Source organism: Geodermatophilus tzadiensis (genome assembly GCF_003002915.1).
GTDB lineage: Bacteria > Actinomycetota > Actinomycetes > Mycobacteriales > Geodermatophilaceae > Geodermatophilus > Geodermatophilus tzadiensis.
The window spans coordinates 61,233-75,483 of the sequence record NZ_PVTG01000015.1; the positions used below are offsets into that span (position 1 = coordinate 61,233).

11 protein-coding genes are annotated in these 14,251 nt (G+C 76.8%); 4 read left to right on the plus strand and 7 right to left on the minus strand.

Going from position 1 to position 14,251, the window contains the following annotated elements; translation table 11 throughout:
* Positions 1–120: 120 nt before the first annotated feature.
* The 5 genes from LY71_RS17865 to LY71_RS17885 form a co-directional block, all read right to left on the minus strand.
* Positions 121–429 (minus strand): helix-turn-helix transcriptional regulator, encoded by a 309-nt coding sequence (locus LY71_RS17865; protein WP_170121408.1) that lies wholly within the window; start codon positions 427–429, stop codon positions 121–123.
* 32 nt (positions 430–461) lie between these two features.
* On the minus strand, positions 462–656 hold the full coding sequence (locus LY71_RS17870; protein WP_106280138.1) for a hypothetical protein: 195 nt from the start codon (positions 654–656) through the stop codon (positions 462–464).
* Positions 657–750: 94 nt separating this feature from the next.
* The gene (locus LY71_RS17875; RefSeq protein ID WP_106280140.1) at positions 751–3,126 is read right to left on the minus strand and encodes a [protein-PII] uridylyltransferase; all 2,376 of its coding nucleotides are present in this window, start codon (positions 3,124–3,126) and stop codon (positions 751–753) included.
* Positions 3,127–3,272: 146 nt separating this feature from the next.
* Positions 3,273–3,611: a P-II family nitrogen regulator gene (locus LY71_RS17880; RefSeq protein ID WP_106280142.1), complete on the minus strand. Its 339-nt coding sequence runs from the start codon at positions 3,609–3,611 to the stop codon at positions 3,273–3,275.
* Positions 3,608–4,975: an ammonium transporter gene (locus tag LY71_RS17885; RefSeq protein ID WP_106280145.1), complete on the minus strand. Its 1,368-nt coding sequence runs from the start codon at positions 4,973–4,975 to the stop codon at positions 3,608–3,610. The genes LY71_RS17880 and LY71_RS17885 overlap by 4 nt, the downstream gene beginning before the upstream one ends.
* Positions 4,976–5,316: 341 nt before the next feature.
* Between LY71_RS17885 and nicT the strand changes: the two genes are divergently transcribed.
* Both nicT and LY71_RS17895 read left to right on the plus strand, forming a co-directional pair.
* The gene (gene nicT, locus LY71_RS17890) at positions 5,317–6,438 is read left to right on the plus strand and encodes a Nickel transporter NicT (protein WP_245888017.1); all 1,122 of its coding nucleotides are present in this window, start codon (positions 5,317–5,319) and stop codon (positions 6,436–6,438) included.
* Positions 6,439–6,487: 49 nt separating this feature from the next.
* Positions 6,488–6,835, plus strand: coding sequence for a nuclear transport factor 2 family protein (locus LY71_RS17895; RefSeq protein WP_106280147.1), 348 nt, complete (start codon positions 6,488–6,490; stop codon positions 6,833–6,835).
* On the opposite strand, the gene ftsY is transcribed toward LY71_RS17895, so the two are convergent.
* Complete coding sequence (gene ftsY / locus LY71_RS17900) at positions 6,832–8,064, minus strand: signal recognition particle-docking protein FtsY (protein WP_106280149.1); 1,233 nt, start codon at positions 8,062–8,064, stop codon at positions 6,832–6,834. The genes LY71_RS17895 and ftsY overlap by 4 nt on opposite strands.
* 72 nt (positions 8,065–8,136) lie before the next feature.
* Here ftsY and LY71_RS17905 point away from each other — a divergent pair, with 72 nt between their 5' ends.
* Together LY71_RS17905 and LY71_RS17910 are read left to right on the plus strand one after the other, a co-directional pair.
* Complete coding sequence (locus tag LY71_RS17905; RefSeq protein ID WP_106280151.1) at positions 8,137–9,822, plus strand: alkaline phosphatase D family protein; 1,686 nt, start codon at positions 8,137–8,139, stop codon at positions 9,820–9,822.
* Between the two features lie 4 nt (positions 9,823–9,826).
* The gene (locus tag LY71_RS17910) at positions 9,827–10,627 is read left to right on the plus strand and encodes an endonuclease/exonuclease/phosphatase family protein (RefSeq protein WP_106280154.1); all 801 of its coding nucleotides are present in this window, start codon (positions 9,827–9,829) and stop codon (positions 10,625–10,627) included.
* 30 nt (positions 10,628–10,657) lie between these two features.
* Here LY71_RS17910 and smc read toward each other — a convergent pair whose 3' ends face one another.
* Positions 10,658–14,236, minus strand: coding sequence for a chromosome segregation protein SMC (gene smc, locus LY71_RS17915; RefSeq protein WP_106280156.1), 3,579 nt, complete (start codon positions 14,234–14,236; stop codon positions 10,658–10,660).
* Between the last annotated feature and the right edge of the window lie 15 nt (positions 14,237–14,251).

The following is a 14,251-nucleotide window of genomic DNA, read 5'->3' on the forward strand; positions in this document are numbered from 1 at the left end:
CACGGCGACGGCCGCGGTCCGGCCGGGCCTGCACGCCTCCTGGTGTCCAGCGTATCGAGAAGCGGCCACCGCTCCGCGGCTCCGCGGGCGCGGGGCGGGGCGGCGTGCCCCGGCGCCCGCTCAGGCGGGGTCGGCCGGAGCCCGGTCGCGCACCACCAGCGCCAGGAAGTCCCCGACCCGCACGTGGCCCTCCAGCGGGTGCCGGAACCGGCCGCGGTCGACGACGGTGTAGTGGTTGCGCCGCCCCACGCGCTCGCGGACGACGTAGCCGGCCTTCTCCAGGTCGCCCAGGATCATCTGGACCGACCGCTCGGTGATCCCCACCCGGTCGGCGATCTCGCGGACGCGGGCCTCGGGGTCGGCGGCCAGGCTCACCAGCACGTGGCCGTGGTTGGAGAGGAAGGTCCACCCCGGCGGTGACGCGGTCACGCCGGGCACCGTACGCGCGGCGGATACCGACCTCAGGCGGCGCGGCGCCCGGCGACCGCCTCGACCACGGCCTCCAGGCCGCCGAGGAAGAAGGCGGTGCCGCAGTCGGAGCACACCCACTCGGGGCACTCGGCGCCGTCGTCGGTGTGCCCGTCGACGCACGGGGGCTGCTCGAACACCCGCTCGTCACCGCAGGTCGGGCAGGGCCAGTGCTGCTGGGCGTCCACTCCGGACACCTCCTCGCCGTTCCGTCGCGTGCCGGGACCGGTCCGTCCCGCTCTGCCGCGACGGTGACACGCCCCACCGACAGTCCCGGGGAGCTCAGCCCGGCGTGTCCCCTCCCCCGCTGTGCGCGACGTCGGGTACCGCACCGCGCGTGGCGGCGACCAGGGCCGTCTCCACCCGCGCCCGCTGCCCGGCGTCGATCCGCTCGCCGGTGGGGCTGACCACGTAGAAGTAGTCGGCGGCGTCGGCGCCGAGGGTCTCGATGCGGGCGGAGGTGACGTCGAGCCCCTCGGCGGCCAGCGCCGCGGTGAGCCGGTAGAGCAGGCCCGCCCGGTCGGCGGCACGCACCTCGACGATGCCGGTCGCCTCGCCGCTGACCTCCGAGTCGTGCCAGGAGATCCGCGGCGGCGTGGCGCGCCCGGTGCCCTGCCGGTAGTCGGCCTCGCGCTGACGCAGCCGGTCGGCCAGCGGCAGCGTCCCCTCCAGCGCGGCGCGGACGGCGTCGGCCAGGATCGTCGGCTGCGGCACCCGGCCGAAGCGCGGGCGGACGGCGAACACGGCCGTCGCCCGCCCGTCGACGACGTTGACCTTCGCCGCCCGGACGTCGAGCTGGTTGAGCGCGAGCACCCCCGCCAGCCGGCTGAACAACCCCGGCCGGTCGGGCGCGCCGATGGTCACCTGCTGACCGTCGGCGAGGTCCTCCACCCCGACGGTCACCGCGCCGTCGGTCCCCGCGGCCCGCACGCTCGGCTCGGTCGGGTGCAGCACCGGTCCGGGGTCGGCGCCGGCGGCCGGCACACCGCCCAGCCGGGCCTGCACGCGGGCCACCAGGTGGGCGACCAGGTGCGCCTTCCACGGCGACCAGGCCGAGCTGCTGGTGGCCGCGCCGTCGGCCTGCGCCAGCGCGTGCAGCAGCTGCAGCACCTGGGCGTCCCCGCCGATCGTCGCCGCGACCCGGTCGATGGTGGCCGGGTCGTCGATGTCGCGGCGGACGGCGGTGTCGGGCAGCAGCAGGTGGTGGCGCACGAGCGTGCCCAGCGTGGCGGCGTCGACGTCGGAGAAGCCCATCCGCGCGGCGATGGCGGCGGCGACCGGCTCGCCGACGACGCTGTGGTCGCCGGGCCAGCCCTTGCCGACGTCGTGCAGCAGCGCGGCGACCAGCAGCAGGTCGGGCCGGTCGACGTCGTGGGTGAGCTCGGCGGCCGCCGCGGCCGCCTCGACCAGGTGCCGGTCGACGGTGAACCGGTGCCACGGGTGGCGCTGCGGCAGCGAGCGGACGCGGTCCCACTCGGGCAGCAGCCGGGCCAGCAGCCCCTCCTGGTCCAGCTGCTCGATCACCGGCACCGCCGGGCGGCCGCTGGCCAGCAGCCGCAGGAACGACCAGCGCACCTCCGCCGGCCACGGCTCGGGCACCGGTGGGGAGTGCACGGCGAGCACCTTGAGCGTGTACGGCGACAGCAGCAGGTCCTCGCGGGCGGCGGCCGCGGCGCCGCGCAGCAGCAGCCCCGGGTCGGCGGCCGGGCGGGCGTCGCGGGCGAGCACCACCTCGTCGCCCTGGCGCACCACGCCCTCGGCCAGCGGCTCGCGGCGGACCCGCCGGTAGCGGGCGCGGGGGCGGCGGACCAGCGCCGCCTCCACCCGCCGCCAGGTGTCGTCGGCGACGAAGGCCAGCCGGCGGCCGGCCAGGCTCACCTCGCGCAGCAGCCGGTCCTCGTCGGCCAGACCCAGGGCGGCCGCGACCGGCCGCTGCTCCTGCCGGACGAGGACGTCGCCGGGGCGGCCGGTGCGGCGGCGCAGCTCGTCGCGCACGTCGAGGAGGAAGGCGTACACCGCCTCGACCTCGGCGGAGGGCTCGTCGACCAGCTGGGCGGCGGCGACCGCGCGCAGCACCTGCCCCTCGCGCAGGCCGCCGTAGGCCTCCTTGAGGTCGGGCTCGAGCAGGAAGGCCAGCTCCCCGACCTGCCGGGCGCGCGTGCGGCGCAGGTCGCGCAGCTGGGGCAGCAGCCGGCCCGCCGACTGCCGCCAGCTGGCCAGCGTGGCGGCCCGCAGCGCGGCGGCCAGCCCGGCGTCACCGGCGACCAGCCGGGCGTCGAGCAGGCCGAGCCCGGCCTTGACGTCGGTGGAGGCCACCGCGACCGCCTCGGCCACCGACCGCACCGAGTGGTCCAGCCGCACGCCGGCGTCCCAGATCGGGTACCAGACGGCGTCGGCCAGGGCGGCGACCTCGGGCCGGCCGTCGTGCACCAGCACCAGGTCCAGGTCGCCGTGCGGCGGGGGCTCGCGCCGGCCGAGGCTGCCGACGGCCACCAGCGCCACCCCGTCGGCGCCGGACCGCGGGGGCGGCCCGCCCCGGCGCTGGCGCGGCGGCGGTGTCCCGGCGACGGCGTCGGCGAGCAGGCCGCCCAGCCAGTCGTCGAGCACCCGCACCCGCTCGGCGCGGGACAGGTCGGGCAGCGACCCCAGGTCCGGCACGGTCCCCCCTCGGTGGTGGCGTGTGGAACGGCGTCGGCCGGGGCGGTGGTCCCCCACCACCCCGGCCGGCGCAGGGAGGACCCCCTGCCCCCCACGACTCGCGAGCTCGTCGCGGGCCCCTGCAGTGGGCCAGGGCCGGCGGACGGCTAGATCGCGTCCTCGCCGCGCTCGCCGGTCCGGACCCGCACGATCTCGTCGATCGTGGTGACCCAGACCTTGCCGTCGCCGATCTGGCCGGTGGAGGCCGACTCGACGACGGCGTCCACCACGCGGGCGGCGTCGATCTCGCCGACGACCACCTCGATGCGGACCTTGGGCACGAAGTCCACCTGGTACTCCGCGCCGCGGTAGACCTCGGTGTGCCCGCGCTGGCGGCCGAAGCCCTGGACCTCGCTGACCGTCAGCCCCGTGATCCCGATCAGCTCGAGGGCGTTCTTGACGTCGTCGAGCTTGAACGGCTTGACGATCGCGGTGACGAGCTTCACACCCGGCTCCTTTCCGTGAGGGTGGTGCCCCGGGCCTCGGCGCGGGACTGGCCGCCGGCCGCGAGGGCCGAGCCGCCACCGCCACCGAGCGAGGCGAGGTCGTACCCGGTCTCGGCGTGGACGACGCCGTCGATGCCGGCGACCTCGTCCTCCTCGGCGATGCGGAAGCGCATGACCTTGGCGACGACGCCGCCGATGACGAGGGTGAGGACGAACGAGTAGACCAGGACGGCGAGGGCGCCCAGCGCCTGCCGCCACAGCTGGTCGACGCCGCCGCCGTAGAACAGCCCGTCGACGCCGGCGGTGGTGGCCGCCGAGGCGAACAGGCCGACGGCGACGGTGCCCCACAGGCCGCCGACGAGGTGGACGCCGACGACGTCGAGCGAGTCGTCGTAGCCGAGTCGGTACTTCAGGCCGACGGCCAGGGCGCACAGCACGCCGGCGACCAGCCCGACGGCGATCGCGCCGAGGGGCGTGACCGAGGAGCAGGCCGGGGTGATGGCCACCAGGCCGGCCACCACGCCGGAGGCCGCGCCCAGCGAGGTGGCGTGCCCGTCGCGGAGCTTCTCGGTGAGCAGCCAGCCCAGGGTGGCGGCGCCGGTGGCGGCGAGCGTGGTGACGAACACCTCGGCGGCCTGGCCGTTGGCCGACAGCGCGGAGCCGGAGTTGAAGCCGATCCAGCCGAACCAGAGGATGCCGGCGCCGATCATGACCAGCGGCAGGTTGTGCGGCCGCATCGGGTCGCGGCCGAAGCCGCGCCGCTTGCCGAGCACCAGGGCGAGCGCCAGGCCCGCGGCGCCGGCGTTGATGTGCACCGCGGTGCCCCCGGCGAAGTCGATGGCCAGCAGGTCGTTGGCGATCCAGCCGCCGGTCTCGGACTCCGCGCCGTCGAAGGCGAACACCCAGTGGGCGACCGGGAAGTACACGAGCGTGGCCCAGACGCCGGCGAAGACCATCCACGGGCCGAAGCGGGCGCGGTCGGCGATCGCGCCGGAGATCAGCGCCACGGTGAGGATGGCGAAGACGGCCTGGAAGGCGACGAAGGCCAGCGACGGGATGGTGAAGACCAGGTTGTCGGGCGCGAACGCGCCGTCCAGGCCGGCCGTGCCGATGAGCGAGGACAGCCCGAAGAACTCGAACGGGTTGCCGAGCAGGCCGCCGCCGACGTCGTTCCCGAAGGCCATCGAGTAGCCGTAGAGCACCCAGAGCACGCTGATCAGCGCGAGTGCCCCGAAGCTCATCATCATCATGTTGAGGACGCTCTTCGCGCGGACCATGCCGCCGTAGAAGAGCGCCAGACCGGGGGTCATGAACAGCACCAGCGCGGCGCTGACCAGGACCCAGGCGGTGTCACCGGTGTCCACGGCAACCTCCTGACCGAGTGGTGTGGCAGGGCCACAGGCGGACCCGGGACGCGGGGAGGACCCGGGGTGTGTCGAGCTGCGCCCGCCCGCGGCCACCGGTGGCCGACGGGGTGGGCGACGCGGCGTTCACCGTGCCGGGCCGGTGTTTCCGGGGACGTCGTCCGCCCGTTTCCGGTCGGTGAACTCCCGGCCGCGTGTCCGCGCGGCGTGTGTCGGCCGTGTTGCGCCCGCCCCGCCGGGCGCCCGCCGTTCCGGGGGACCTGCCCGATGCGACAGGTGTGCAGTTGCAACTCGTGTGCAATAAGGTCGCCGCGTCCGTCCCCGACGTCCCTGGAGGCAGCGTGAGCGTCCCCGCCGCGTCCGCCCGGCTCGGGCTCCCGGCGCGCCGGGCCCGTGCGGCCGGCTCGTTCAGCCCCCGGGAGTGGCGCTCCATCGGCGGCATGGCCGCGTTCGTCCTGCTGCTGCACGTCGTCGGGTGGGGCGTGCTGGTCTTCGCCGTCGCGCCCGCGGAGTACCAGCTGGGCAGCACCGGGGTGCTCGGGGTCGGCGTCGGCCTGACCGCCTACATGCTCGGCGTCCGGCACGCCTTCGACGCCGACCACATCGCCTCGATCGACAACACCACCCGCAAGCTGGTCGACGAGGGCACCCCGTCGGTGAGCACGGGCTTCTGGTTCTCCCTCGGCCACTCGTCGGTGGTGTTCGCCGCGAGCCTCCTGCTGGTGGCCGGGGTGCGGTCGGTCGCCGGCGTCGTCCAGTCCGACGACAACTCCGTGGGCCAGGCCCTCGGTCTCGTCGGCACCCTGGTGGCCGGCACGTTCCTGCTGCTCATCGGGCTGATGAACCTGGGCTCGGCGGTGGGCATCGCCCGCGTCTTCCGGCGGATGCGCTCGGGTGAGTACGACGAGGCCGAGCTCGAGCACCACCTGCACAACCGCGGGTTCCTCGCCCGGCTGCTGGGCCGGGTGACCCGCCGGGTCAGCAGGCCCTGGCACCTCTACCCGGTCGGCCTGCTCATGGGCCTGGGCTTCGACACCGCCACCCAGGTGGCGCTGCTGGTGCTCGCGGCCGGCTCGGCGGCGTTCGTGCTGCCCTGGTACGCGATCCTCGTGCTGCCGGTGCTCTTCGCCGCCGGGATGAGCCTGTTCGACGCCGCCGACGGCGTCCTGATGACCCGCGCCTACGGCTGGGCGTTCCTCAAGCCGGTGCGCAAGGTCTTCTACAACCTGACCATCACCGTGCTGTCGGTGACGGTCGCGCTCGTGATCGGCACGCTGGTGCTCGTCGGGCTGCTCGTCGAGCGGCTCCAACTGGAGGCCGCGCCGCTGGTGTGGCTGGCCTCGCTGGACCTGGAGCACGTCGGCTTCGCGATCGTCGGACTGTTCGTCACCACCTGGGCGGTGGCCGTCGCGGTGTGGCGGTTCGGCCGCATCGAGCAGCGCTGGGCGGCCGACACACCCTGACGGCCGCCCCGCAGGAGTCCGTCGCCCGTCCGGGTCCACACGGCCGCAGGTGAGCAGCAGCACGCGCGCGGTGGCCGAGGCGTTCTCCGCGCACCGCTCCGCCGAGGCCTACCCCGCCCTCGCCGACGACGTCCGGTGGGACCTCGTCGGGCAGGACACCCTGGTCGGCCGGCAGTCCGTGGTCGACGCCTGCGAGGGCACCCCGGCCGCCCTGGCCGGAGGCACCGCGACGGTGGAGCGGTGCGTGGTCGCCGGGAACGGCGACGTCGTCGCGGTCGACACCGTCACCCGCTGTGCCGACGCCGACGGGAGCGCCGGCCGGGTGTCCTCGTGCGACGTCCACGAGTTCACCGGCGGCCGGCTGACCACCATCCGCTCCTACACCGTCGAGGTCTAGTCGGCGCCGCCGACCAGGCCCTCGGCGAAGACCTCGGGCTCGAAGGGCGCCAGGTCGTCGGCGCCCTCCCCCAGGCCGATCAGCTTGACGGGGATGCCGAGCTCCCGCTGCACCGAGACGACGATGCCGCCCTTGGCGGTGCCGTCGAGCTTGGTGAGCACGATGCCGGTGACCTCGACGGCCGACGTGAACACCCGCGCCTGGACGATGCCGTTCTGGCCGGTGGTGGCGTCGAGGACCAGCAGCGTCTCGGTGACCGGGCTCTGCTTCTCCACCACCCGCTTGATCTTGCCCAGCTCGTCCATCAGGCCGGACTTGGTGTGCAGCCGCCCGGCGGTGTCGACGACGACGGTGTCCACCTCGGCCTCCACGCCGGTGCGCACCGCCTCGAAGGCCACCGACGCCGGATCGGCGCCCTCCCGGCCGCGGACGGTGAGCACCCCCACGCGCTCGCCCCACGTCTCGAGCTGGTCGGCGGCCGCGGCGCGGAAGGTGTCGGCGGCGCCGAGCACGACGCTGCGGCCGTCACCGACGAGCACCCGGGCGATCTTGCCGACCGTCGTCGTCTTGCCCGCGCCGTTGACGCCGACCACGAGGACGACGCCAGGCCGGCCCTCGCGGCGGTCGGTGCCCAGGGTGCGGTCGAGGTCGGGGCCGAGGACGGCGGTCAGCTCGCGCACCAGGAGGGCGCGCAGGTCGGCGGGTGAGGCGGTGGCCAGGACCATCGCCTGGGTGCGCAGCCGGTCGACGATCTGGGTGGTGGCCGCGACGCCGACGTCGGCGGCCAGGAGGGTCTCCTCGACCTCCTCCCAGTCGTCCTCGGTGAGCCGCTCGCGCGCCAGCACGGTGAGCAGGCCGCGGCCCAGCGAGGACTGCGAGCGGGCCAGCCGCGACCGCAGCCGCACCAGCCGGCCGGCCGAGGGCGGCGGGGTCTCGAAGACCAGGTCCGGCTCGGGGACGGCGGGCGGGAGCTCGACCTCCGGCGGCGCCTCGGGGGTGACGGCGTCGGGCTCGGCCGGGGCCAGGCCCAGGCCCGAGGCGGTCGCACCCGCGGGGGGCGGCTGCTCCGCCGTCGGCGGTGCCGCGGGCGGGCGCGGCCGGGTGAGCGTCGTGCCGGAGGCGGCGTCGTCGTCCAGCCGGGTGGTGCGACGGCCGCGGCCGACGAGCAGGCCGACCCCGGCGACCAGGGCCACGAGGAGGATCGCGATCGCGATCAGCACGAACTCCATGCCGGTCAGTCTCCCAGCCCGCGCACGGACGACTCTGGGCGGAACCCGGGCCGGTGGGACAGGCTGGGGAGCATGTCGCTGCCCGGGTCAGACACCCCCACCCTGCTGCTCGGCCCCCTGCTGCGGCACGTCGACCCCGTCTCGGCGACCGTGTGGGTCGAGACCGACCGCGCGTGCGACGTCGAGGTCCTCGGCCGCAGCGCGCGCACCTTCCGCGTCGGCGGTCACTGGTACGCCCTCGTCCTCGTGGAGGGGCTCGAGCCCGGCAGCACCACGCCCTACGAGGTCCGCCTCGACGGCGTCCGGGTGTGGCCGGAGGCCTCCGCGCCGTTCCCGCCGAGCCGGATCCGCACGCCCGGCCGCCCGGGACCGTTCCGGCTGGCGTTCGGCTCCTGCCGCTACGCCGCGCCCACGACCGTCGACCTCGCCGACGGCATCCCGCCCGACGCGCTCGACGCCTACTCCGTGCGGGTGGCCGCGCTGCCCGAGGAGGAGTGGCCCGACGCGCTGGTGCTGCTCGGTGACCAGGTCTACGCCGACGAGCTGACGACGGCGACCCGCGACTGGCTCTCCCGCCGCCGCGGCGAGCCGGTGCCCGTCGACGCCCAGGTGCGCGACCTGGAGGAGTACACCCGCCTGTACGCCGAGTCCTGGAGCGATCCGCAGGTGCGCTGGCTGCTGTCGACCATCCCGTCGTCCATGGTCTTCGACGACCACGAGATGATCGACGACTGGAACACCTCGGCCGCCTGGCGCGCCCGGGTCACCGCCTCCGACTGGTGGGACGCGCGGATCTCCGGCGGGCTGGTCAGCTACTGGGTCTACCAGCACCTGGGCAACCTCAGCCCCCAGGAGCTGGCCGACAACGCGACCTGGCAGGCGGTGCTGGCGCTGCCCGCCGACGCCGACGCCGAGCCGGTGCTGCGCGAGATGGCGCGGGCCGCCGACCGCGACCCCCGGACGGTGCGCTGGAGCTACGTGCGGCACTGGGGCGACGCCCGGCTGCTGGTGGTCGACAGCCGGGCCGGGCGGGTGCTCGACGAGCACGCCCGCCGGATGGTCGACGACGAGGAGTTCGCCTGGATCGAGGCGGCGGTGCGCCAGGCGGTCGAGGACGGCGTCGAGCACCTGCTCGTCGGCACGTCGCTGCCGTGGCTGCTCCCCCACGCCATCGACTCGATCGAGCGCTGGGACGAGGCGCTCGCGGTGCGCCACCACGGCCGCCCGCTGGGCCGGCTCGCCGAGGCGCTGCGGCAGGCCGCCGACCTCGAGCACTGGGCCGCGTTCGGGCACTCCTTCGACCGGCTGACCGCCGCGCTGACGGCGCTGGCCCGCGGGGAGCACGGCCGGGCGCCGTCGACGGCGGTGGTGCTCTCCGGCGACGTCCACCACGCCTACGCCGCCGAGGTGGTCTCCCCCGGCGACCTCACCACCCGGGTGCACCAGCTGACGGTCTCCCCGCTGCACAACCAGGCGCCGCACCCCATCCGGGTGGGCTTCCGCATCGGCTGGAGCCGCTGGGCGCGGCGGCTGACCGGCGCGCTCGCCCGGGCGGCGCGGGTGCGGCCGCCCTCGGTGGAGTGGGCCAAGGCCGCCGGGCCCTACTTCGGCAACCAGGTCGGTGAGCTGGTGCTCGAGGGCCGGCAGGCGCGGTTCGTCCTGCACGTCACCGGCACCGACCCCGACGCCGGCGCCGAGCTGCGGACGGTGCTCGACCTCCCGCTGGCCGACCCGGTACCGGCGGAGGTGACAGGCTGACGGGGTGACCCGACCAGCGCCCGGCCCCGACCAGCCGCCGATCCCGGTCCGCCTGGTCACCTTCAACACCCACCACGGCGTGGGCGACGACCGCCGGCACGACCTGCCGCGGCTGGCCACGGTGCTGGCCGCGGCCGACGCCGACGTCATCTGCCTGCAGGAGGTCGACAGCCACTTCGGCGAGCGCAGCGAGGACGTCGACCAGGCGGTGCTGCTGTCGCGGGCGCTGGACATGCAGCTGGCGTGGGGCCCGGCCATCGACGAGCCCGGCCGCGCCGGCTCGCCGCGCCGCCAGTACGGCAACGCGCTGCTGTCGCGGCTGCCGATCCTGGTCAGCGACGTCCACCCGCTGCCCGGCGGCGGCGAGCCGCGCAGCGCGCTGCGCACCCTCGTCGAGCTCGACGGCGGCGCGCTGTGGGTGACCACCACGCACCTGTCCACCCGGTCGGCCGCCGAGCGGGCGGAGCAGGCGGGGCTGCTCCGGGACCTGCACACCGAGCCCATGGCCACCGGCGTGGTCGTGGGCGACTTCAACGCCGGCCCCGACGCCCCGGAGCTGGCGCCGCTGCGGGAGTCCTTCGCCGACGCGTGGACGCTGGCCACCGAGCGCGACGACCAGGCCCGCTGGCGGTTCTGGCAGCGCCAGGAGGGGCTCACCCACCCCGCGCGCTCGCCGCACGTGCGCATCGACCAGGTGTGGGTGACGCCCGGCATCGCGGTGGCCGGCGCCCGGGTCCTCGACGGCGGCGGCGCCTCCGACCACCTGCCCCTCGCCGTCGACCTGCTCGTCCCCTCGGGGGTGTGAGGGTGGGCACTTCCGCGGACGTGCCCGACCTCAGGCGGGCTCGGGCTCGCGCAGGCGCTGGCTGATGACGCCGGTGATGCCGTCGCCGCGCATGCTCACGCCGTAGAGCGCGTCGGCGATCTCCATCGTCCGCTTCTGGTGCGTGATGACGATCAGCTGCGACGTCGCCCGCAGCTGCCCGACCAGGGTGAGCAGCCGGCCGAGGTTGACGTCGTCGAGGGCGGCCTCCACCTCGTCGAGCACGTAGAACGGCGAGGGCCGGGCGCGGAAGATCGCCACCAGCAGGGCGACGGCGGTCAGCGAGCGCTCGCCGCCCGAGAGCAGCGACAGCCGCTTGACCTTCTTGCCGGGCGGGCGGGCCTCGATCTCCACGCCGGTGGTGAGCATGTCCTCCGGGTCGGTGAGCAGCAGCCGGCCCTGCCCGCCGGGGAACAGCGTGGCGAACACGCCCTCGAACTCGCGCGCCACGTCGGCGAAGGCGGCGGCGAAGACGTCGTGGATGCGCCCGTCGACCTCGCGGACGACGGTGAGCAGGTCGCGCCGGGTGGCCCGGAGGTCCTCGAGCTGGGTGGCGAGGAAGGTGTGCCGCTCCTCCAGCGCCGCGAACTCCTCCAGCGCCAGCGGGTTGACCTTGCCCAGCGTGGTCAGGTCGCGCTCGGCCTGGGCGGCCCGCCGCTCCTGGGCGGCGCGGTCGTAGGGCACCGGCGCGGGCTCGGGCTCCCCCGCCGCCTCGGCGGCGGCCACCTGTGCCGGCGTCGGCGGGACCGGGGCGGCCGGGCCGTACTCGGCGACCAGCGTGGGCAGGTCCACGCCGAACTCCTCGGCGGCCCGCTCCTCCAGCGCCTCGATGCGCAGGCGCTGCTCGGCGCGGGCGACCTCGTCGCGGTGCACCTCGTCGGTGAGCCGCTCGAGCTCCGCCGTGGCGGCGCGGACGCGGGTGCGCACCTCGAGCAGCTCGGCCTCGCGGGCGGTGCGCTGCCGGGCCAGCTCGTCGCGCTCGGCGGCCGCGCGGGCGAGCGACCCGGCCAGCGCGGTGAGCGCCTCCTCGGCCCCGGCGCGCACGCGGGCGGCGACCTCGGCACCCCGGCGGCGCGCCAGCGCGGCGGTCGCGGCGCGCTCGCGGGCGGCCCGCTCCTGGCGGGCCTGGCGGCGCAGCGCCTCGGCGCGGCCGGACAGCGCGCGGGCCCGCTCCTCGGCGGTGCGCACGGCCAGGCGCGCCTCGGTCTCGGCCTGCCGGGCGGCGGCCACCTCCAGCCGGAGCCGGTCGCGCTGCTCGGGCGAGGGTTCCTGCTCGACCGGCGCGGCCTCGGCCGCGGCCAGGCGCACCTCCCGCTCGGCCAGCGCGGCCGCCGACTCCTCCAGCGACCGCTCGGCCCGCCGCAGCGCGGCCGCCGACCGCTCGGCCTCCGCGTCGGCCGAGCGCGCGGCGGCGCCGAGCTCGGCGAGCTCGGCGGCCAGCTTCGAGCGGCTGCGGTCGGCGGCCTGCCGGGCGGCGAGTGCGGCGTCGACGTCGGCCGAGCGGGCGCGGGCGGTCTCCCGCGCCGCGGCCAGCCGGTCGGCCAGCTCGGCGGCGCGCGCGGCCGCGGCGGCGTGCTCGCGCTCGGCCTCCTCGACCCGCGCCCGCACCTCCAGGTTCGACGGCGCCTCGGCGGCCCCGCCGGAGGCCCGGTCGGCGCCCACGACGTCGCCGTCGGCGGTGACCGCCCGGACGGAGGGGTGCGCGGTCACCAGCGCGGCGGCGGCGCCGAGGGTCGGGACGACGGCGACGCGGTCGAGGGCCCGGGCGAGCGCCGGCCGCAGTTCCGGAGGCGCCTCGACCAGGTCGACCGCCCAGCGCGGGCCGTCGGGCAGGGCCGGCCACCCCTCCCGTCCGGCCGGCGCCGGGCCGCCGGTGACCAGCAGCCCGGCCCGGCCGCCGCCGACGTCGCGGAGGTGCGCCAGCGCGTCGGCGGCGGCGGTGACACCGGCGACGGCGAGCGCCTCGGCCAGCCCGCCCAGCGCCGCCGCCAGCGGCACCTCGGCGCCGGACGCGACGGTGATCAGCTCGGCGACCGGCCCGAGGACGCCGGCCAGCGCGCCCGACGCGCCCGCGGCGAGCACCGCGGCGGCACCGTCGGCGGGCGCCAGGCCCTGGGCCAGGGTGTCGCGGCGGGCCGCCCACGAGGCGCGGTCGCGCTCGGCGGCGCGCTCGGCGTCGGCCAGCTCGGTGACCTCGCGGGCGGCGGCGGTCCGCGCGGCCACGGCGTCGCCGTGCGCGGTGACCAGCGCGACGTCCTCGTCGTCGACGTCGGCGACCCCGGCGCGGCGCTCGTCGAGCCGGGCCCGCGCGGCCTCGGCGCGCGCCGCGGCCTCACCGGCGGCCTGCGCCAGCCGCTCGACCTCGGCCTGCCCCGCGGCGGCGCGCGAGCGCCCGGCGGCGACCTCGCCGGACAGCCGGGCCAGCCGCTCGCGGCGGTCGGCGAGGGCGCGGGTGGCGGCCACCCAGGCGCGCTCCTCGGCGGCCAGCGCCTCGTCGAGCCCGGCCCGCGCCGCGACGGCGGAGGACAGCCGGCCGCGCTCGGCCGTCAGCCCGTCGGCGAGCTCGGCCTCGGTGGCCGCGACCCGGTCGGCCTCGGCCTCGAGCTGCTCGGGGTCGCGGCCGCCGGTGCCCGCCGGGCCGGCCGCGGACAGGTGGCGGTGCCGCTCGGCGGCCAGCTGGGCGACGCCGCGGAAGCGCTCGGTGAGCGCGGACAGCCGGTACCAGGTGTCCTGCGCCGCCCCCAGTCGCGGGGCGTCGGCGGTCAGCGCCGCCTCCAGCGCGCCCTGCCGGCGGGACACCTCGGCCAGCTCGCCCTCGACGACGGCGCGGCGGGCGCGGGCGGCGGTCTCGTCGGCGACGTCCTTCTCCAGCGCATCCCGCAGCCCGACGAGGTCGTCGGCGAGCAGCCGCAGCCGGGCGTCGCGCAGATCGGCCTGCACACCCGCGGCGCGGCGGGCGACCTCAGCCTGCCGGCCCAGCGGCTTGAGCTGGCGGCGCAGCTCCGCGGTCAGGTCGGCCAGCCGGTCGAGGTTGGCCTGCATCCCGTCGAGCTTGCGGAGCGCCTTCTCCTTGCGCTTGCGGTGCTTGAGGACGCCGGCGGCCTCCTCGATGAAGGCGCGGCGGTCCTCCGGGCGGCCGGACAGGACGGCGTCGAGCTGGCCCTGGCCGACGATGACGTGCATCTCCCGGCCGATGCCGGCGTCGCTGAGCAGCTCCTGGACGTCGAGCAGCCGGACCTTGTCGCCGTTGATCTCGTACTCGCTCTCGCCGGAGCGGTACATCCGGCGGGTCACCGAGACCTCGGTGTAGTCGATCGGCAGGGCGCCGTCGGCGTTGTCGATGGTCAGCGTCACCTCGGCCCGGCCCAGCGCCGGGCGGCCGGCCGTGCCGGCGAAGATGACGTCCTCCATCTTGCCGCCGCGCAGGCTCTTGGCGCCCTGTTCGCCGAGGACCCAGGCGATGGCGTCGACGACGTTGGACTTGCCCGACCCGTTCGGGCCGACGACGGCGGTGATGCCGGGCTCGAGGCGCAGCGTCGTCGGGGACGCGAAGGACTTGAAGCCCTTGAGCGTCAGGCTGGAGAGGTGCACGCGCAGGACCCCGTC

Excerpts from the sequence above, each read along its gene's own strand:
- ftsY (WP_106280149.1), bottom strand. The coding sequence starts at position 8,064 with ATGGAGTTCGTGCTGATCGCGATCGCGATCCTCCTCGTGGCCCTGGTC.
- LY71_RS17905 (WP_106280151.1), top strand. The coding sequence starts at position 8,137 with ATGTCGCTGCCCGGGTCAGACACCCCCACCCTGCTGCTCGGCCCCCTG.